Annotated in this window: 18 protein-coding genes and 1 pseudogene; 10 read left to right on the top strand and 9 right to left on the bottom strand. The window is 63.1% G+C overall.

Annotated elements, in window-relative coordinates:
- Nucleotides 1–10: 10 nt before the first annotated feature.
- Complete coding sequence (locus tag ABM562_RS25610; RefSeq protein WP_115085885.1) at nt 11–1,351, top strand: TolC family outer membrane protein; 1,341 nt, start codon at nt 11–13, stop codon at nt 1,349–1,351.
- Here ABM562_RS25610 and ABM562_RS25605 read toward each other — a convergent pair.
- Nucleotides 1,348–2,541 carry an MFS transporter gene (locus ABM562_RS25605; protein WP_115085886.1) on the bottom strand — a complete coding sequence of 398 codons (1,194 nt, stop codon included), beginning with the start codon at nt 2,539–2,541 and terminating at the stop codon, nt 1,348–1,350. The two genes, ABM562_RS25610 and ABM562_RS25605, sit on opposite strands and share 4 nt — an antisense overlap.
- 106 nt (nt 2,542–2,647) lie before the next feature.
- Here ABM562_RS25605 and ABM562_RS25600 point away from each other — a divergent pair, with 106 nt between their 5' ends.
- Nucleotides 2,648–3,535, top strand: coding sequence for a LysR family transcriptional regulator (locus ABM562_RS25600; protein WP_115085887.1), 888 nt, complete (start codon nt 2,648–2,650; stop codon nt 3,533–3,535).
- A 6-nt stretch (nt 3,536–3,541) separates the two neighbouring features.
- On the opposite strand, the gene ABM562_RS25595 is transcribed toward ABM562_RS25600, so the two are convergent.
- The gene (locus ABM562_RS25595; RefSeq protein ID WP_115085888.1) at nt 3,542–4,291 is read right to left on the bottom strand and encodes a 3-oxoacyl-ACP reductase family protein; all 750 of its coding nucleotides are present in this window, start codon (nt 4,289–4,291) and stop codon (nt 3,542–3,544) included.
- 123 nt (nt 4,292–4,414) lie between these two features.
- Here ABM562_RS25595 and ABM562_RS25590 point away from each other — a divergent pair, with 123 nt between their 5' ends.
- Nucleotides 4,415–5,347 carry a LysR family transcriptional regulator gene (locus ABM562_RS25590; protein WP_115085889.1) on the top strand — a complete coding sequence of 311 codons (933 nt, stop codon included), beginning with the start codon at nt 4,415–4,417 and terminating at the stop codon, nt 5,345–5,347.
- A 135-nt stretch (nt 5,348–5,482) separates the two neighbouring features.
- Here the strand turns inward: ABM562_RS25590 and ABM562_RS25585 are convergent, their stop codons facing one another.
- The gene (locus ABM562_RS25585) at nt 5,483–5,965 is read right to left on the bottom strand and encodes a transcription elongation factor GreAB (RefSeq protein ID WP_346617546.1); all 483 of its coding nucleotides are present in this window, start codon (nt 5,963–5,965) and stop codon (nt 5,483–5,485) included.
- A gap of 4 nt (nt 5,966–5,969) precedes the next feature.
- Entirely contained in the window at nt 5,970–6,356 is a 387-nt protein-coding gene (locus ABM562_RS25580; RefSeq protein ID WP_134061755.1) for a hypothetical protein, read from the bottom strand.
- Nucleotides 6,357–6,478: 122 nt separating this feature from the next.
- Between ABM562_RS25580 and earP the strand changes: the two genes are divergently transcribed.
- Both earP and ABM562_RS25570 read left to right on the top strand, forming a co-directional pair.
- Nucleotides 6,479–7,612: an elongation factor P maturation arginine rhamnosyltransferase EarP gene (gene earP / locus ABM562_RS25575; protein WP_134061757.1), complete on the top strand. Its 1,134-nt coding sequence runs from the start codon at nt 6,479–6,481 to the stop codon at nt 7,610–7,612.
- Between the two features lie 48 nt (nt 7,613–7,660).
- The gene (locus tag ABM562_RS25570) at nt 7,661–8,233 is read left to right on the top strand and encodes an elongation factor P (protein WP_038994110.1); all 573 of its coding nucleotides are present in this window, start codon (nt 7,661–7,663) and stop codon (nt 8,231–8,233) included.
- Nucleotides 8,234–8,301: 68 nt separating this feature from the next.
- On the opposite strand, the gene ABM562_RS25565 is transcribed toward ABM562_RS25570, so the two are convergent.
- The 3 genes from ABM562_RS25565 to ABM562_RS25555 form a co-directional block, all read right to left on the bottom strand.
- Nucleotides 8,302–8,730, bottom strand: coding sequence for an organic hydroperoxide resistance protein (locus ABM562_RS25565; protein WP_460423774.1), 429 nt, complete (start codon nt 8,728–8,730; stop codon nt 8,302–8,304).
- Nucleotides 8,731–8,857: 127 nt separating this feature from the next.
- The gene (locus ABM562_RS25560; RefSeq protein WP_115085894.1) at nt 8,858–9,319 is read right to left on the bottom strand and encodes a MarR family winged helix-turn-helix transcriptional regulator; all 462 of its coding nucleotides are present in this window, start codon (nt 9,317–9,319) and stop codon (nt 8,858–8,860) included.
- Between the two features lie 56 nt (nt 9,320–9,375).
- A complete protein-coding gene (locus ABM562_RS25555; RefSeq protein ID WP_115085974.1) occupies nt 9,376–10,332 on the bottom strand; it encodes a LysR family transcriptional regulator in 957 nt (318 codons plus the stop codon).
- Nucleotides 10,333–10,442: 110 nt separating this feature from the next.
- On the opposite strand from ABM562_RS25555, the gene ABM562_RS25550 reads away from it, so the two are divergent.
- Nucleotides 10,443–11,192, top strand: a complete 750-nt coding sequence (locus ABM562_RS25550; RefSeq protein ID WP_258578181.1) for a sulfite exporter TauE/SafE family protein — start codon at nt 10,443–10,445, stop codon at nt 11,190–11,192.
- Here the strand turns inward: ABM562_RS25550 and ABM562_RS25545 are convergent.
- Nucleotides 11,182–12,036, bottom strand: a complete 855-nt coding sequence (locus ABM562_RS25545; RefSeq protein WP_115085896.1) for a LysR family transcriptional regulator — start codon at nt 12,034–12,036, stop codon at nt 11,182–11,184. The genes ABM562_RS25550 and ABM562_RS25545 overlap by 11 nt on opposite strands.
- Before the next feature lie 97 nt (nt 12,037–12,133).
- Between ABM562_RS25545 and ABM562_RS25540 the strand changes: the two genes are divergently transcribed.
- Nucleotides 12,134–12,364 (top strand): DUF1127 domain-containing protein, encoded by a 231-nt coding sequence (locus tag ABM562_RS25540; RefSeq protein ID WP_325175816.1) that lies wholly within the window; start codon nt 12,134–12,136, stop codon nt 12,362–12,364.
- A gap of 58 nt (nt 12,365–12,422) precedes the next feature.
- On the top strand, nt 12,423–13,664 hold the full coding sequence (locus ABM562_RS25535; protein WP_233673643.1) for a winged helix-turn-helix domain-containing protein: 1,242 nt from the start codon (nt 12,423–12,425) through the stop codon (nt 13,662–13,664).
- On the opposite strand, the gene ABM562_RS25530 is transcribed toward ABM562_RS25535, so the two are convergent.
- On the bottom strand, nt 13,645–14,991 hold the full coding sequence (locus tag ABM562_RS25530; protein ID WP_233673644.1) for a class II 3-deoxy-7-phosphoheptulonate synthase: 1,347 nt from the start codon (nt 14,989–14,991) through the stop codon (nt 13,645–13,647). The two genes, ABM562_RS25535 and ABM562_RS25530, sit on opposite strands and share 20 nt — an antisense overlap.
- Nucleotides 14,992–15,120: 129 nt before the next feature.
- Here ABM562_RS25530 and ABM562_RS25525 point away from each other — a divergent pair, with 129 nt between their 5' ends.
- Together ABM562_RS25525 and ABM562_RS25520 are read left to right on the top strand one after the other, a co-directional pair.
- Nucleotides 15,121–15,876 carry a spermidine synthase gene (locus tag ABM562_RS25525; RefSeq protein ID WP_115085899.1) on the top strand — a complete coding sequence of 252 codons (756 nt, stop codon included), beginning with the start codon at nt 15,121–15,123 and terminating at the stop codon, nt 15,874–15,876.
- A 322-nt stretch (nt 15,877–16,198) separates the two neighbouring features.
- Nucleotides 16,199–17,894 (top strand): annotated as a pseudogene (locus ABM562_RS25520) (DEAD/DEAH box helicase).
- The last annotated feature ends 328 nt before the right edge of the window (nt 17,895–18,222 follow it).

The raw sequence follows: 18,222 nt of genomic DNA, 5'->3' as shown, positions 1-18,222 counted from the left end.
AAGCCCGTGCATGAAAAGCTTGATGACCGGGCTGCTGGCGGCGTTCGCCCTGACAACAGGGGCGGGCGCGCAGGCCATGGGACCGTTTCAGGTGTATGAACAAGCGCTGCGCAAGGACCCGGTGTTCCTCGGTGCGCTCAAGGCCCGCGAAGCCGGGCAGGAAAACCGCGCCATCGGCCGCGCCGGCTTGCTGCCGAGCCTGTCGTACAACTACAACAAGGGCCGCAACGACTCCAAGGCTCGCTATCTGGGCGATTCGCGTCGCGAGGATGAAGACCGCCACTACAACAGCTACGGTTCCACCTTCATCCTCCAGCAGCCGTTGCTCGACTACGAGGCCTACGCCAGTTACCGCAAGGGGGTGGCCCAGGCGCTGTTTGCCGATGAGGAGTTTCGTGGCAAAAGCCAGGAGCTGCTGGTCCGGGTGATGACCAGTTATACCCAGGCGCTGTTCGCCGAAGACCAGATCAGCATCAGCGTGGCCAGCAAGCAGGCCTATCAACAGCAGTTCCAGCAGAACCAGCAACTGTTCCAGCAGGGTGAGGGCACCCGTACCGATATTCTCGAAGCCCAGGCCCGCTTTGAGCTGGCCGACGCCGAGGAGATCCAGGCACGCAACGATCAGGATGCGGCCCTGCGCGAGTTGGGTGCGCTGATTGGCGAGCCATCAGCGCGCATCGACGAACTGGCGCCGCTCAACGACGGTTTTGCCCTGTTGACGCTGCAACCGGCGACCTATGAGGCTTGGCATGAGCTGGCCCTGGCCAACAACCCGCAACTGGCGTCCCAGCGTCAGGCCCTGGAAGTGGCCGAGTATGAAGTGGAGCGCAACCGCGCCGGGCATCTGCCCAAGGTGACGGCCTACGCCACGTCGCGACAAATGCAGTCCGACAGTGGCAACACCTACAACCAGCGCTACGACACCAACACCATCGGCATCGAAGTCAGCCTGCCGTTGTTTGCCGGCGGCGGGGTGTCGGCGGCCACCCGTCAGGCCAGCCGCAACCTGGAGCAGGCCGAGTACGAACTGGACGGCAACACCCGGACAACCCTGATCGAGCTGCGCCGTCAGTACAACGCCTGTCAGTCCGGCGTCAGCCGCCTGCGTGCCTATCAGCGGGCGCTGACATCGGCCGAGGCGCTGGTGCAATCGACCCGCCAGAGTGTGCTCGGTGGCGAACGGGTCAACCTCGATGTGCTCAATGCCGAGCAGCAACTGGCGACCACCCGCCGCGACCTGGCCCAGGCCCGCTACGACTACCTGCTGGCCTGGATCAAACTGCATTACTACGCCGGGACCTTGCGCGAAGAGCACCTGGCCCGGGTCGATGAAGCGTTCGTCCGCCGTTAGGCGGTGCGCAGGCGCAAGACGCGCTGGCGTTCTGCCAGGCCCCAGACCAGCAGGGCCAGGGCGCCGATGCTCAGGCCGGCGATGACGATGCCGTCCCAGCCATGACGCTGGAACAGTTGCGTACCGAGCAGCGAGCCAAGGGCGCCGCCGATGAAATAGCAGGTGATATAGCCGGCATTCAGGCGGTTGCGGGCTTCCGGGCGCAGGACAATCACGGCGTTCTGGTTGCTCACGTGCACCAGTTGAACTGCCAGGTCGAGCAACAGGACGCCGATCAGCAATGCCGCCAGCGAAGACTGGGCGTAAGCCAGCGGTACCCACGACAGCAGCAGTGCCAGCAAACCGACCGTGGTACCCAGCGGGCCTTTGCCCCGATCGGCCAGGCGCCCGGCCCAGTTGGCCGCCAGGGCACCGGCGGCGCCGGCCAGGCCGAACAGGCCGATCACCGCATCGGAGTAATGGTACGGCTCGACTGACAGCAGGAAGGCCAGCGGCGTCCAGAACAAGGCGAACAGGCTGAAGGACAACAGGCCCAGCAACGAGCGCAGGCGCAGGATCGGCTCGTCCACGAACAGGCGGAACACCGAACCGAGCAGCGCCGGATAGCTGAGCCCGGCATGCTGATGACGCTCGGGCAGGGCGCGGAACAAGGCGATCGCCGACAGCCCCATCAGTGCCGCTGCCAGCAGGTAGATGCTGCGCCAGCTGCCGAGCTCGGCCATGAACCCGGCGGCGGTGCGCGCCAGCAGGATGCCCAGCAGCAATCCGCTCATCAGGGTGCCAACCACCCGCCCGCGTTGCGACGGCTCGCTGAGGCCTGCAGCCATGGGCACCAGCACTTGGGCGACTACCGAGAACAGGCCGGTGAGGGTGGTACCGATCAGCAGCCACGCCAGGTTTGGCGAAAACGCGCTGATCAGCAGGCCCAGGGTGCTGATGGCAATCATGCTGACGATCAGTTTGCGTTGTTCGAACAGGTCGCCCAGTGGTGCCAGCAGCAACAGGCCGGCGCCATAGCTCAGTTGTGCAGCGATGACGATGGCCCCGGCGCTGGCGGTGGTCAGGCCAAAATGTTCGGCGATGCTGTGCAGCAAGGGTTGTGCGTAGTAGTTGCTGGCGACGGCAAGGCCCGTGGCGGTCGCCATCAGCAGAATCAGGCCGCGGCTCAGGGAATGGGTGGCAGAGGTCATGGACCGTCTCGATCAGTGGCAGTTGGGAAGTGACAGTATCGGAAATGCGCTAGCATGACGCCAATGCATCGTTTTCATTCTATCCATCTTGAAAATAGATCAACCTATGAACCTCAAGCAGATTGAGTATGCCCTGGCGGTGGTCGACACCGGCAGCTTCACCCGAGCCGCCGAACGCTGCCATGTGGTGCAGTCGGCCTTGAGCCATCAGATCGCCCGGCTGGAAGAGACCCTCGGCGTCAGCCTGTTCGAGCGCAGTTCGCGGCGCGTGCGCCTGACGCCGGCTGGCGAAGCTTTCGTGCAGAGCGCTCGGCCAGCACTGGAGGCCACCCGGCGAATTGCCGAAGATGTTGCCGCGGCCTGTGGTGAAGTGCGGGGGCAATTGTCCATCGGCGAGATCACCTCGCTGACCGAGTTGGACCTGGTCGACCTGCTGGCCGATTTTCATGCTCAGCACCCGTCGGTGGATATCCGCTGGCTGATGGCCAAGAGCGAATTGCTGACTGCCGATGTGCGCGAGCGGCGGCTGGACGTAGGATTTATCGGAGTCTGGCCGGGCGAGCGGCTGGAGGGCGTCGAGTACCGCCTGCTGGCCGAAGAAGAGCTGGTGGCGGTCATGGCCGTCGAGCATCCGTTGGCGGGCGCGGCGCGTGTGTCCCTGGCCGATCTCGAAGCGCAGCCGCTGGTGGATTTCCCGGCTGGTAGCGGCGCCCGCCGGCAAACCGACGAGGCCTTTGCCGCTGCAGGAGTGCGCCATCGGGTGCAGTTTGAAGTGACCAATATTCGCCTGGTGGAAAAGTTCGCCAAGCGCGGCCTGGCGGTTGGCCTGGTGCCGGCGCGGATCGCCCGCTGCTTCAACGGCGTGGTGTCGGTGGCGGTCGAGGATGCGCCGGTGCGTCACGTGTATGCGATCTGGTCGACGCACCCGACCCCGGCCGCCAAGGCCTTTGTCCAGTTGATTGAACAGCGCCTGGCGGGCAGGGACAGTCATTGACGTGCCTCAGGCGGCAAAGCCGCCATCGATGCTCAGGCTGGCGCCGGTAATGTAGGCCGCCTCCGGGCCGGCCAGGTAGGCGACGAAGCTGGCGATTTCGTCGACGTGGCCATAACGACCCACCGCCATGAAGCCCATCAGGCTTTCGGCGAACTCGCCCTGGGCCGGGTTCATATCGGTATCCACCGGGCCAGGCTGGACGTTGTTGATGGTGATGCCCAGTGGCCCCAGGTCACGGGCCAGGCCCCGGGTCAGGCCAACCAGCGCCGACTTGCTCATGGCATAGGGGCCGCCGCCGGCGAAGGGCATGCGCTCGGCATTGGTGCTGCCGATGTTGATGATCCGCCCGCCCTGGCCCATGTGCCGCGCGGCCGCTTGCGTGGCCACGAAGACGCTGCGCACGTTCACCGCCAGGGTGCGGTCGAAGTCCTCCAGGCTGAACTCCGCAAGCGGCCCCACCGCCAGTACACCGGCGTTGTTGACCAGGATGTCCAGGCCACCGAAGGCTTCTGCAGTGCTTTGCACCGCCTGCTGCACGGCGCTGGCATCGGCGCTGTCGGCCTTGATGGCCAGGGCCTTGCCGCCGGCGGCGATGATGCTTTGCTGCAGGGCTTCGGCCTGGGCCGTGGCGTTGGCGTAGGTGAAGGCGACACTGGCGCCTTCGGCGGCCAGGCGTTTGACGATGGCCGCGCCGATACCGCGGGAACCGCCCTGGATCAGGGCTACTTTGCCGTGGAGGCTGGATTGGGTCGACATGCTGTGCTCCCGAAAGAACAAGGCTGGATGCCTTGGATGGGCTTCAGTATCGGCCGCTGATTACCCTGTCGGTAGCCAGTAATCGCTATAGTCTGTGTAAACCAGAAGTATGGAATCAACGGTATGGAATCCTTCAGCAGCATCGAGTGTTTTGTCCGCAGCGCCGAAGTCGGCAGCTTCGCCGAAGCGGCGCGGCGCCTGAGCCTGACCCCGGCGGCGGTGGGCAAGAACGTCGCGCGGCTGGAGGCGCGCCTGGGCGTGCGCTTGTTCCAGCGCAGCACCCGACGCCTGACCCTGACTGAGGCCGGGCAGCGTTTTCTTGAAGAGGTGGCGGCGAGTTTCCAGACCATCCAGTATGCCGTGGCTAACCTGGCCAGTGCCGAAGGGCAACCGGCCGGCACCCTGAAAGTGAGCATGGGCACGGTGTTCGGTCGCCTGTATGTCGTGCCGCTGTTGGCCGAGTTCTTGCGGCGCTACCCGGCGATCAGCCCCGATTGGCATTTCGATAACCGTCAGGTCGACCTGATCGGTCAGGGTTTCGATGCCGCCATTGGTGGCGGCTTCGATCTGCCCCAGGGCGTGGTGGCGCGCAAGCTGACCCCTGCGCACCGGATTCTGGTGGCGGCGCCGACGTATCTGCAGCAGCATCGGCCAATCACCCAGCCTGCCGATTTGCACGAGCTGGATGGCATTCTTATTCGTTCACCGCAGACCGGGCGCGTGCGCTCCTGGCCGCTGACCAGTCGCGAGCAAGAGCAGAGCCCGTTGGACCTGCGCTTGCGCATGACCATGAGTGATTCGGAGGCAGCCTGCGCGGCAGCGGAGCAGGGCCTGGGCGTAGCGCTGGTGAGCATGCCGTTTGCCGTGCCGTACCTGCAGGCCGGCCGGCTGTTGCGGGTGTTGCCGGACTGGTACGTGGATGACGGCAATATTTCGCTGTACTACGCCGAACACAAGTTGCTGCCGGGCAAGACGCGGGTGTTTGTCGATTTTGTCATCGAGCAGTTTGCCCGGCAGGGGTTGGCGCAGCGCTTTGATGCGTTGGGCGCTTTATGAGGGGGCTGCTGTGCAGCCCATCGCCGGCAAGGCCGGCTCCCACAGTAAGGGCTCCTGCAGACCCCACACTGGATCAGGGCACGCCGAACCTGTGGGAGCTGGCCTTGCCAGCGATGGAAGGCGCAGCCTTCCTGATCACAGAACCTTGAGGATGGAGTAATTCTGGGGTACGCCGCCGAGCACCAGGCTGACCTCATCCTCTTCGACCTTGCCGAGCAAACGCTGACCCAGTGGCGAGCGCGGGGTGATCACCGTTACCAGTTGCTCGCCCTGGCCAATTTTCAGCCCCGCGCCTTCCGGGCCGAGGAACAACTGCTGGCAACTGCCGTTCTCAGCCTCGAGGGTCACCAGGTTGCTGACCTGAATGCCGCGTTGCGGGTCATAGTCGCGCAGCAACAACTGCTGGTACGCCGCCCGCGCCTGGCGGATTTCCTCCATGCGCCGGGCTTGCCCGGTGGCCAGGTACGAAGCTTCGAGGCCCAGGGTGTCGTACTTGTTCTCGGCGATGTTCTCTTCGGCGGTGGCCGCCTCATAGGCGGTTTGCGCCGCGCGCTGGGCGACGTCCAGGTCAAAGCTCAGTGTGTCGATGATGCGTTGCAGCAGGTCGGCTTTGGTCATGGGTTCAGTTACAGAATTCGAGAACGAGGGCGCGGCTTTTTTCTGTCGGCGCGGTGCGGTTCTGTTGCAGCCAGAACTGGCACTTGGGGTTGGACAGGTTGCGCAGGCTGCCTTGCGCCTGCTCTTCGGCCTGCTGTACTTCCTGGTTACGAAGGATTTGTTTGTATTGTTCGAACATCTGGTTTTGCGGGTCTGCCGTCGCCGGGGACGCCGGAGCAATGGCTGGCGGCGCAAGCACCTGGCCGATCGGCTGCAGCGTCGCTGGCAACAGGCGCCCGGCAAGCCACAGGCTCAGGGCAATGGCCACAGCGCCAAGCCACAGGCCCAGGGCAATGCACAGGATCAGTTGCAGCGGCTTTAGAGTGATCTTCAATTCGCGAGGGCGGGGCATGATGGCCTCCTGGCCAGGACACGGGCAGCCATTGTCGCATGGTGCAACGGGTTTTTTTCGTGCCACGCTTTTGTCTGCGATGATTTACCCGGACAATCGGCGCTTTTTCCAAGGGACCAGCGATGAAAACGCACTGGGACATCTTCTGTTGTGTCGTCGATAACTACGGCGACATCGGCGTGACCTGGCGCCTGGCCCGGCAGTTGGTGGCTGAGCAGGGCCTGGCGGTGCGCCTGTGGGTAGATGACCTGAAGGCGTTCGTGCGTATCTGTCCCGAAGCCCAGGCCGACGTTGCCCAGCAATGGCAGCAGGGCGTGGATGTGCGCCAATGGCCATCTGAATGGCAGGACACGGCGGTAGCCGATGTGGTGATTGGCGCTTTCGCCTGTCAGCTGCCACCTGCCTATGTGCAGGCCATGCTCGAACAACCCCGTGCGCCATTGTGGCTGAACCTGGACTACCTCAGCGCCGAAGACTGGGTCGAAGGTTGCCATGGCTTGCCGTCGCCCCAGGCCAATGGCTTGCGCAAGGTGTTTTTCTTTCCGGGCTTTAGCGCGAAAACCGGCGGCTTGCTGCGTGAGGCAAACCTGCTGTCACAGCGCGACGCGCTCCAGCAGGACCCGGCTGCACGCAAGGCATTTCTGCAGGGCCTGGGCGTAACGCCAGAAAACAATGCCCGGCTGATTTCGCTGTTCGCCTACGAAAACCCCGGCGTGGCCAGTTGGCTGGACGTGCTGGCCGCCGACAGCCGCCCCAACCACTTGTTGGTACCCGAAGGGCGCGTGCTGGGTGACGTTCAGGCCTGGCTTGGCGAACAGGCGCTGAGCGTGGGCAATATTGCCCGGCGCGGTGCGCTGACCGTGCAGATCCTGCCCTTCGTCAGCCAGGACGATTACGACCGGCTGCTCTGGTGCTGCGATTTCAATGCGGTGCGTGGCGAAGATTCTTTCGTCCGTGCGCAGTGGGCGGCACGGCCGCTGCTCTGGCATATCTATGTGCAGGAAGAATACGCCCACTGGGAAAAACTCGAGGCGTTTCTCGACCTGTACATCCTGGAATTGTCCGCCCCGGCGGGGGCTGCGCTGGTGCAATTGTGGCGAGCCTGGAACATGGACAGCGACATGGGCCAGGCCTGGCAAGAGGTGCTGGCGCACTGGGACGAACTGGACCGGCATGCCCGCCGCTGGAGCGCGGTACAGGCCGCTCAGCCGGACCTTGCCGCGGCGCTGGTACAGTTTTACCGAAATTGGCTATGATATGCGGCCTCGATTTTTGTAAATCCATCCAAATTCGGATATATCGCAATGAAAACTGGTAAAGAACTGAAACCCGGTACCGTGATCCGTATCGACAACGATCCATGGCTGGTTCAGAAGGCTGAGTTCACCAAGTCGGGCCGTAACAGCGCGATCATGAAGACCAAGCTGAAGAACCTGCTGACCGGCTACAAGACTGAAACCGTCTACTCGGCCGACGACAAGCTGGACGACGTGATCCTGGATCGCAAAGAAGCGACCCTGTCGTTCATCAACGGCGACACCTACACGTTCATGGACACCACTGACTACACCATGTACGAGCTGAACGCCGAAGACATCGAGGCCGTTCTGCCGTTCATCGAAGAAGGCATGGAAGACGTCTGCGAAGCAGTGTTCTTCGAAGAGCGCCTGGTTTCGGTTGACCTGCCAACCACCATCGTGCGTCAGGTTGACTACACCGAAGGTTCCGCTCGCGGCGACACTTCGGGCAAGGTCATGAAGCCAGCCAAGCTGAAGAACGGTACCGAGCTGAGCGTTGCTGACTTCATCGAAATCGGCGACTGGATCGAAATCGATACTCGCGAAGGTGGTTCCTACAAGGGCCGTGCCAAGGTCTAAGCCTGGCGTACCTGCGAAATCGAAAAACCCGGCCTTGGCCGGGTTTTTTTATGCCTGGAACTTGTCGATCAAACCGTCACATTCAGGCGCACGTCGACGTTGCCACGGGTGGCATTGGAGTACGGGCAGACCTGGTGGGCAGCTTCGACCAGCGTTTGCGCCTCAGCCTGTTCCAGGCCTGGCAGGTTGATGTTCAGGTCGATATCCAGGCCGAAACCACCCGTAATCTGGCCGATGCCAACCTTGGCGGTGATCGAGCTGTCTGCGGGCAGGGCTTTTTTCTGCTGGCCGGCGACGAACTTCAGGGCGCCGATAAAGCAGGCCGAGTAGCCGGCGGCAAACAGCTGCTCGGGGTTGGTGCCGTCACCACCCGCGCCGCCCAGTTCCTTGGGGGTGCTCAGCTTGACTTCCAGCTTGCCGTCGCTGGAACGCGAACCGCCGTCGCGGCCACCGGTGGATTTGGCTTCAGCAATGTACAGCGGAGTGACCTTTTGCATGTTGAGCCTCGCTTGTGAGTTGCGCCGTGGCGCTGAGTGGGTACGGAAATTAAATTAGCGCGCAATTATTTAGTGCGCAAGATAATTTTTCGGTCGACCTACGAACGGTCATTTCTCAGCATAGCGCTCAGAGGCTTTTTTGCAGGTTGGCGCGCAGCGCCAGCAAGTCGGCCTGCAGCTGTTGCAGGCGTTCGAGGTTCTCGCCGCTGGCGGCGAGGATGCAGTGCGGTACATCCTTTGCCCGGGCTTGCAGGGCGTGACCCTGTTCGGTCAACTGCACCAGTACTACCCGCTCATCTTCGCGGCTGCGGGTGCGCTTGAGCAGGCCTTCGGCTTCCAGGCGTTTGAGCAAAGGTGTAAGCGAGCCTGGATCGGTCAGCAGACGCTGGCTGATCTCTCCGACTGTCAAACCATCCTGTTCCCACAGCACTAGCATCGCCAGGTACTGTGGATAAGTCAGCCCGAGCTTGTGCAGCAGCGGCTTGTAGACCTTGGTCATCAGCAGCGAGGTCGAGTGCAGGGCAAAGCACACCTGGTTATCCAGGAGCAGTTCGTCGCAGGGAACAGGCGCTTTCGGGTCGGCGTTCATGCACATCCTTTATTTCGTTAAGTCCTTTAAATTTAGCACGCAGGTCATTAGCGCACTTACTGCCAGCGCAGCTCGCTTTGCAGCGCCAGGTCCCAGGGCGGAATCGGGCTGAAGCGGCTCTTGAGGAATTCGAGCAACAAACGGCTGCGAGAGTTCGTTTCATGTTCCAGGCGCAGGGCATAGATACCGCTGCTTTCGGCGCTGGGCAGGCCGTTGTCACAGAATAGCGGTAGTAATTCCCCACGCAGCAGGTATTCGCTGATCAGCCAGGTGGGCAGGTGAGCGATACCCAAGCCGGCGAGGGCGCCGAACAGCAGGGTTTCGGCATTGTTGGCGCTCATGCGCATGCGCGTCGGGCGGTACAGGCGCATTTGCCCGTCGACCGCGAAGCGCCAGGCGAAGGGCGGGGCCAGGCCGTCCCAGTCCAGGCCGTCATGTTCGGGCAATTCAGCCGGGCTGGCGGGAATGCCGCGCTGGGCCAGGTAGGCGGGGCTGGCGCAGGCAATACGGACCATGTAGGCCAATGGCGTGGCGACCAGGCGGGTGTCTGCCAGAGGGCCGGCGCGCAACACCAGGTCGACTTCGCCCAGGTGCGAGCCGTGCAGGTCGACAAAGCTGTCGATCAGGCGCAATTGCACGTCCAGCCCGGGATAGGCTACGAGAAAATCGGCGATGGCCGGGGCCAGGTGGCGGCGACCGAACGCGGCCGGCGCGTCGATGCGGATCAGGCCTTCCGGGGCGTTGCTCAGCGATACCGCTTCCGCGCGGGCCAGGCGCAGCTCTTCGACGATCCGTCGGGCGCGTTCGGCAAAGGCATTGCCGGCCGGAGTTGGCCGTACCGCATGGGTGCTGCGCACGAACAGGCGGCTGCCGACTGCGCTTTCCAGGGTGTCGATACGCCGCGCCACCGCCGAAGGCGTCAACGGATGACGCCGGGCGGTGGCGGAGAAGCTGCCGGTTTCCAGAACATCAAGAAACAGGCTGAGTTGTTCGGTCAGGGCATTGGGGTTCATGCTGCGAATCTGCTTTTGCGTAAATGGCACAGCCATTGTGCGTTGCTGTGCGTTTCCCCGCTAGCGCCAGCTCGGTAGCATGCAGCGATTGGCAATTCAGAGAGGCGGCAATGATTGAGTGGGCGATGTACATAGCGCTGGGCGCGGCACTGGGCACGGTGGGTGGGTTGTTCGGCATCGGTGGCGGGCTGATCGCGATTCCGGCGCTGGGGGTGCTGTTCGGTCTCGACCAGCAATTGGCCCAGGGGACGGCGCTGGTGATGGTGGTGCCCAATGTGCTGCTGGCGCTGTGGCGGTATCACCAGCGTAATCGCATCGAACTCAAGCATGCGTTGCCCCTGGCCACGACCGGCTTTGTCTTCGCCTGGCTCGGTTCGATCTGGGCCGTGGGCGTCGATGCCCAAGCCATGCGCTTTGGCTTTGTGCTGTTTCTGGGGGCGCTGGCGGCCTGGAACCTGGCGCGGATGTTCATGCGCACTGCCCAGCCCGCCAGTGAGCTGCGCCAGCCCTGGCCGTGGCTGGGCGTGCTGGGCAGCGGTGCCGGGGTGCTGGGCGGTTTGTTCGGCGTCGGTGGGGCCGTGGTGGCAACGCCGGTACTGACCAGCGTGTTCGGCACCACCCAGGTGGTTGCCCAAGGTTTGTCACTGGCCTTGGCTGCCCCCAGTACGGCCGTCACTTTGCTGACCTACGGCCTGCATCAGCATGTGCAGTGGAGCATGGGCATACCGCTGGCTGTCGGGGGCCTGCTGAGCATCAGTTGGGGCGTGAAACTGGCTCACGCCTTGCCGGAAAAAGCACTACGTTCGCTGTTCTGCGGCTTTTTGGTGCTGTGCGCGGTAATGCTGGCCTTCAAGATCTGAAGCCTTCGATGATGTATTCGGCCAGGCAGTCGGTCATTTCCGACTGCGTTGTGCGATTGCGCAGCAGCATGATGCTGGCTGTGGGCAAAGGCGGCAGGCCTTCGGCTTCGCCAATGATCTGCAAGTCGCTGGTTATCAGGCTCTGCAACTGCGCGGTAACGGCCAGGCCGGCACTGACCACGGCCATGATCGCCGCGGTGCTGGCACTGGTGTAGGCGATCCGGTACTCCTTCTCGATGGCATCCAGGGCATTGCAGGCCCAGGTCCGGCAATAGCAATCGCAGTTGAACATCGCCAGCGGCAGAGGATTGTGCTCATGCGGGCAGAAACCCTGGGCCTGCACCCACACCGCGCGCTCGCGACGCAGCAACTGACCGATTTCGTTGCCCGGTTCACGGGTGATGATGGTCAGGTCCAGGTCCTGGCGCTGCATCAACTGCCGCGAACTTTCGCAATGGACCTCGACCTGAACCAGCGGATAGGCCTGGGCGAAGCTTGAAAGGATGCCTGGCAGAAAGCGCATGGCGTAGTCGTCCGGAGTGCCGATGCGCACCACGCCGACCATGTGCGGCATGCGCAGGGTATTGAACACCTCGCCGTGCAACTTGAGGATGCGCCGGGCATAGCCGAGCAGCACCTGGCCCTCGGCGGTCAGGCGCACCTGGCGGCCATCGCGCTCGAACAGCTGGCGCTGGATGATGTCCTCCTCCAGGCGCTTCATCTGCATGCTCACCGCCGACTGGGTACGGTTGACTACTTCGCCAGCGCGGGTGAAGCCGCCGTGTTCGGCGATGGCGACAAAGGTGCGCAGGACGTCGGAATCGATACTCTGGTACTGGGACAAGGCATCAATCTCCTAGATGTATGACATAAGAAACATTCGTTGGATTGATCTTATGCCGGGTCTGACACTGTCGTCATCCCAACAGGAGGGTAAGACGATGAAAGGTCAGAAATCGCTTGTTCTGCAGTACTCAACGTCCCGGCACAGCTGGTTCCACCAATTCACCCAAGGCTTCAGTCAGCAACTGACGCGCTGGCGGCAATTGCACCGCGAGCGCCGCGAACTGGCGCGCCTGAGTGATGCGGCGCTGGATGATATCGGCCTGAGCCGGGCGGATATTCTGCGCGAGGTGGAGCGTCCATTCTGGGATGACCCGCTGAGAAAATGAGTCGCGTCATCGAAGTGCCACGACTAATGTAAGTGGGCTTGTTCACAAGGAGCCGGGCATGCCCACCACACAGTCCTTTTCCCAGGCCCAGGCGCGCCGCCTGGCGTTGTCCGCCCAAGGCTTCAACAACCGGCAGGCGAACAGGTCGATCGGTGCCGCGCAGCTGAACCGGATGATCGAACGCCTCGGTGTGGTGCAGATCGACTCGGTCAATGCCCTGGTGCGTTCACACTACCTTCCCCTGTTTTCCCGTCTCGGCAGTTATCCACAGGCGTTGCTCGATCAACTGGCCTGGGGGCGCAACCGGCAACGCAAACTTTTCGAATACTGGGGGCATGAGGCCTCGCTGCTGCCGCTGGAGCTGTATCCGCTGCTGCGTTGGCGCATGGACCGAGCGCGCCAGGGCCAGGGCATTTATCAACAGTTGGCGCGCTTCGGCCGCGAACAACAACCGACCATCGCCCGGGTGCTGGCGGCGGTGACCGAACAGGGCGCCCTGGGCGCTGGCAGCCTGTCGACCCGCCAGGAGCGCGCCGGCCCCTGGTGGGACTGGAGTGCCGAGAAACACGCGCTGGAATGGCTGTTTGCCGCCGGGCTGGTAAATGTCGCCGGCCGCCGCGGTTTCGAGCGCCTGTACGATTTGCCGCAGCGGGTGCTGCCGGCTGCACTGCTTGAGCAACCGCCCATGGATGAGGCCGCCGCTCAACGCGGGCTTTTACTGCATGCCGCAGGTGCGTTGGGAGTGGCCACCGAGAAGGACCTGCGTGACTATTTTCGCCTGGCCCCCGGCGACAGCCGTGCGCGGTTGGCCGAGTTGCTCGAGGAGGGCGCTTTGCAGGCCTGTACGGTGCAGGCCTGGCCGCAACCGGCGTACTGCCTGGCGTCGCTGCGGGTGCCGCGCACAGTGAGCAGCAGCGCGTTGCTTTCGCCCTTTGACTCATTGGTGTGGGAGCGCGAGCGCACCGAGCGTCTTTTTGATTTCCGTTACCGGCTGGAGATCTACACGCCGGCGCACAAACGCGTCTACGGCTATTACGTGCTGCCGTTCCTGCACAACGAACGCATTGCCGCCCGTGTAGACCTGCGTGCCGAGCGTGCCCATGAGCGCCTGACGGTACACGCGGTGCATGAGGAACAGCCAGGGCTGGATGAAGCGGGCATGCAGGCCCTGGCCGAGAGCCTGCAACGCATGGCCGCCTGGCTGGGCCTGGCCGAAGTGCAGTTGAATTGCCCGCGGGCCAGCGCCGCACGCTTGCGCGTGGCACTGGCCAGCAGCCGCTTTAGCGACGTACCTGCTTGAGGGTCTCGGCGATCAAGAACGCCAGTTCCAGCGATTGATCGGCGTTCATCCGTGGATCGCAATGGGTGTGGTAGCGGTCGGAGAGGGAGTCTTCGGTGATCGGTCGCGCGCCACCGATGCACTCGGTGACGTTTTGTCCGGTCATCTCGATATGGATGCCACCGGCGTGACTGCCTTCGGCCTGATGGACCTGGAAGAATTGCTTGACCTCGCTGAGAATCTGGGCGAAATCGCGAGTCTTGTAACCGCTGCTGGCCTTGATGGTGTTGCCGTGCATCGGGTCGGAACTCCACAGCACCTGGCGACCTTCGCGTTCGACGCTGCGAATCAGCGCTGGCAGATGCTCGCCGACCTTGTTCGCGCCCATGCGCACGATCAGGTTGAGGCGACCCGGGTCGTTGTCCGGGTTGAGCACATCGATCAGGCGGATGAGCTCGTCGGTATTCATGCTGGGTCCGACCTTGACCCCGATCGGGTTGTTCACCCCGCGCAGGAACTCGACATGGGCGCCGTCGAGCTGGCGGGTGCGGTCGCCGATCCAGAGCATATGCGCCGAGCAGTCGTAATAGTCGTTGGTCAGGCTGTCCCGGCGCACGAAAGCTTCTTCGTAGTTCAGCAGCAGCGCCTCATGGGCGGTGAAGAAACTGGTTTCGCGCAGTTGCGGCGAGCTGTCCAGGCCGCAGGCGCGCATGAAGGCCAGGGTTTCATCGATGCGGTCAGCCAGCTGGCTGTACTTTTCAGCCAGCGCCGAGTTGGCGATGAAGTCCAGGTTCCATTTATGCACCTGGTGCAGATCGGCAAACCCGCCCTGGGCAAAGGCGCGCAGCAGGTTAAGGCTGGCGGTGGACTGATGGTAGGCCTGCAGCAGGCGCTCCGGGTCCGGCACCCGGCTCTTCTCGTCGAAGCCGATGCCGTTGACGATATCGCCACGGTAGGCCGGCAAGGTGACCCCACCGATGGTTTCATCGCCGGCTGAGCGCGGCTTGGCGAACTGCCCGGCCATGCGACCGACCTTGACCACCGGGCAGCCGGCGGCAAAGGTCATGACGATGGCCATCTGCAGCAGTACCTTGAAGGTGTCGCGGATCTTGGCTGCCGAGAACTCGGCGAAGCTCTCGGCGCAATCGCCGCCTTGCAACAGGAACGCGCGGCCCTGGGTAACCTCGGCGAACTGACGGCGCAGTTCCCGGGCTTCGCCGGCAAATACCAGCGGCGGATAGCTGGCCAGGGTCTGCTCGACATTGAGCAGGTGGGCAGCATCAGGGTAGCTCGGTTGTTGCTGGATCGGCAGGGCGCGCCAGCTGTCAGGACTCCAGGGGTGGTTCATCACGGGCTCGATCTGGTCGGAAAAGGGCTGTCTGCCATGTTAACAGTTGCGGCGCGCCTTGTTGCACTGGCGCCATTGACGGACAATGGCGGTTTTTGCGTGGTACAGCGGCGCCTGCCGGGAGACAGCATGACAGAGGAACGGGTAGAGCGGCTGCTGGCCCAGGTGCATGACCAGTACGGCACTATCAGCGTGCTGGAAGTCGAGGACTATCGCTTCCTCGAGTTCGGCGAGGCGATCGAGCAGAGCTGCGTGTTCACCGCCGACCCGAGCTGGCTTGAGTACGACTATACCCGTGCCATGCTGATTGGTGCGCTGGCCCACCCTGAACCGGAAAGCGCGCTGTTTCTGGGCCTGGGTGCCGGCACCCTGACTCAGGCCTGCCTGAAGTTCCTGCCGCTGGAAGACGTCGAGGCCATTGAACTGCGCCCGGATGTGCCGCGCCTGGCCATCGAGTACATGGGCCTGGATGATGACCCGCGCCTGTATATCCGTATCGGTGATGCGATGGAGTTGCTGGAGACGGCCGAATGCGCCGACCTGATCTTCGTCGACCTGTATACCGACCATGGTCCGGGCGTCGCGCACCTGGCCTGGAGTTTTCTGGAAAACTGTCAGAAGCGCCTGAACCCCGGGGGCTGGCTGGTGATCAATCAATGGGCCGGTGACGACGGCAAGCCATTGGGTGCGGCGTTGCTGCGTGGCCTCTATCACCGTCATTACTGGGAGCTGCCGGTCAAGGAGGGCAACGTGATCCTCATGGTACCGGCTGACCTGGACCAGCAGCTCGATCTGCCAGGCCTGACCGCCCGGGCCGAGGCCCTGGCGCCACAACTGGGCTACTCGTTGCAACCGCTGATCGGCGCGATTCGCCCGGCGTCCTGAGGCGCGTCACTGTGTCACTGGCGGAAAATCGATTCAGCCGCCAGCCTCGTTAACTTCCCGGGCCCGCCGCAACGTGGCCTGGCGCTGGCGTGTTTCATTAAAAAAATCTCCCGTGAACGGCTAATTCAGGTATAGTACGCGCCGGTCTTTCACCGGACCTCGTTTAAGGTAGTGCAATTCCCCGAAGCCAGCTTCGGCTGCGCGTCCGCATCGCGGACTCTCCTTGACGTTCCTTTTTTTCTTCAATCGTTTTCGCAAATCCCCGCCGACAAAGCTGCCAGGGTGACCTTCGGGTCTTACAAGGCATGTGCAGCTTTGGAGCATGGGTCTTTGCGGATGCACTTAGAGGCAGACCCATGACCCAGGAAACCGGCGGCTTCGCCGCTCTCGATCTTCATCCAAGTATTGTTGCCGCCGTTGTGGCTACTGGCTACGAAGAGCCATCGGCCATTCAGCAGCAATCGATCCCGATTATTCTTGCCGGTCACGACATGATTGGTCAGGCGCAGACAGGTACCGGTAAAACCGCCGCCTTCGCTCTGCCAATCCTGCACCGCATCGACCCGAGCAAGCGCGAGCCGCAAGCCCTGATCCTGGCGCCAACCCGTGAGTTGGCGCTGCAAGTAGCCACCGCTTTTGAAACCTACGCCAAGCAGATGCCGGGCGTTACCGTGGTGGCCGTATACGGTGGTGCCCCGATGGGCCCACAACTGAAAGCAATCCGTAACGGCGCGCAAATCGTCGTTGCTACCCCTGGCCGTCTGTGCGACCACCTGCGTCGCGATGAGAAGGTCCTGGCAACCGTCAACCACCTGGTGCTCGACGAAGCCGACGAAATGCTCAAGCTGGGCTTCATGGATGACCTCGAAGTAATCTTCAAGGCCATGCCGGAAAGCCGTCAGACCGTACTGTTCTCGGCCACTCTGCCAGCCTCGATCCGTGCCATCGCCGAGCGCCACCTGCGCGAGCCGAAGCACGTCAAGATCCAGACCAAGACCCAGACCGTTACCGCGATCGAACAAGCCCACCTGATGGTCCACGCCGACCAGAAGGTTTCCGCTGTCCTGCGTCTGCTGGAAGTGGAAGAGTTCGACGCGCTGATCGCCTTCGTGCGTACCAAGCAAGCCACTCTGGACCTGGCCAGCGCCCTGGAAGCCAAAGGCTACAAAGCCGCTGCGCTGAACGGTGACATTGCCCAGAACCAGCGCGAGCGCGTCATCGACTCGCTCAAGGATGGCCGCCTGGACATCGTCGTCGCTACCGACGTCGCTGCTCGTGGCCTGGACGTACCGCGCATCACTCACGTGTTCAACGTTGACATGCCGTACGACCCTGAGTCCTACGTTCACCGTATCGGCCGTACTGGCCGTGCCGGTCGCGAAGGCCGTGCGCTGCTGCTGGTTACCCCGCGCGAGCGTCGCATGCTGCAGGTGATCGAGCGTGTTACCGGTCAGAAAGTGGCTGAAGTTCGCCTGCCTAACGCACAAGCCGTTCTCGATGCCCGCATCAAGAAGCTGACCAACAGCCTGGCGCCGCTGGTTGCTGACGCCGAGTCGACCCACGGTGATCTGCTTGATCGCCTGACTGCCGACATCGGTTGCAGCCCACGTGCCCTGGCCGCCGCTCTGCTGCGCAAGGCTACCAACGGTCAGGCCCTGACCCTGGAAGCGGTCGAGAAAGAGCAGCCGCTGGTTCCGACCTACACTCCGCGTGAGCGCACTGGCGATCGTCCAGAGCGTGGCGAGCGTGAGCGTCGTGCACCGATGCCGCTGGGTGAAGGTCGTGCCCGTTGCCGTACCGCGCTGGGTGCACGTGACGGTATCGCCGCCAAGAACCTGCTGGGCGCCATCCTCAACGAAGGCGGCCTGGCCCGCGAAGCCATCGGCCGCATCCAGGTGCGCGACAGCTTCAGCCTGGTCGAGCTGCCGGAGGAAGGACTGGAGCGTCTGCTGACCAAGCTCAAGGACACCCGTGTTGCCGGCAAGCAGCTGAAGCTGCGCCGCTACCGCGAAGACTGATCCGCGAGCGATAAAAAAATCCCCGACTGGTTCGGGGATTTTTTTTGCCTGTGCCGGTCTGTGGAGCTGTCCGTGGGGGTGTATCCACCCTGTGGGAGCTGGTCTTGCCAGCGATCGAGCGCGCAGCGGTCGTAATCCAGGCGCCGTCTGATGTGCTGGCGGGGCTGGCCTCATCGCTGGCAAGCCAGCTCCCACAGGTCCGGCACCGCTCTCAAGAGCGGCGCCAATTCTGTGGGCGGGACTTGCCAGCGCTCCTACAGGTCTTGCGCCAATCCTGTGGGAGCTGGTCTTGCCAGCGATCGAGCGCGCAGCGGTCGTAATCCAGGCG

The sequence above is a fragment of the Pseudomonas sp. ZL2 genome, from assembly GCF_054788455.1.
Note: the sequence above shows the minus strand (reverse complement) of the source record. Positions and strands in the feature narration are given on the sequence as shown.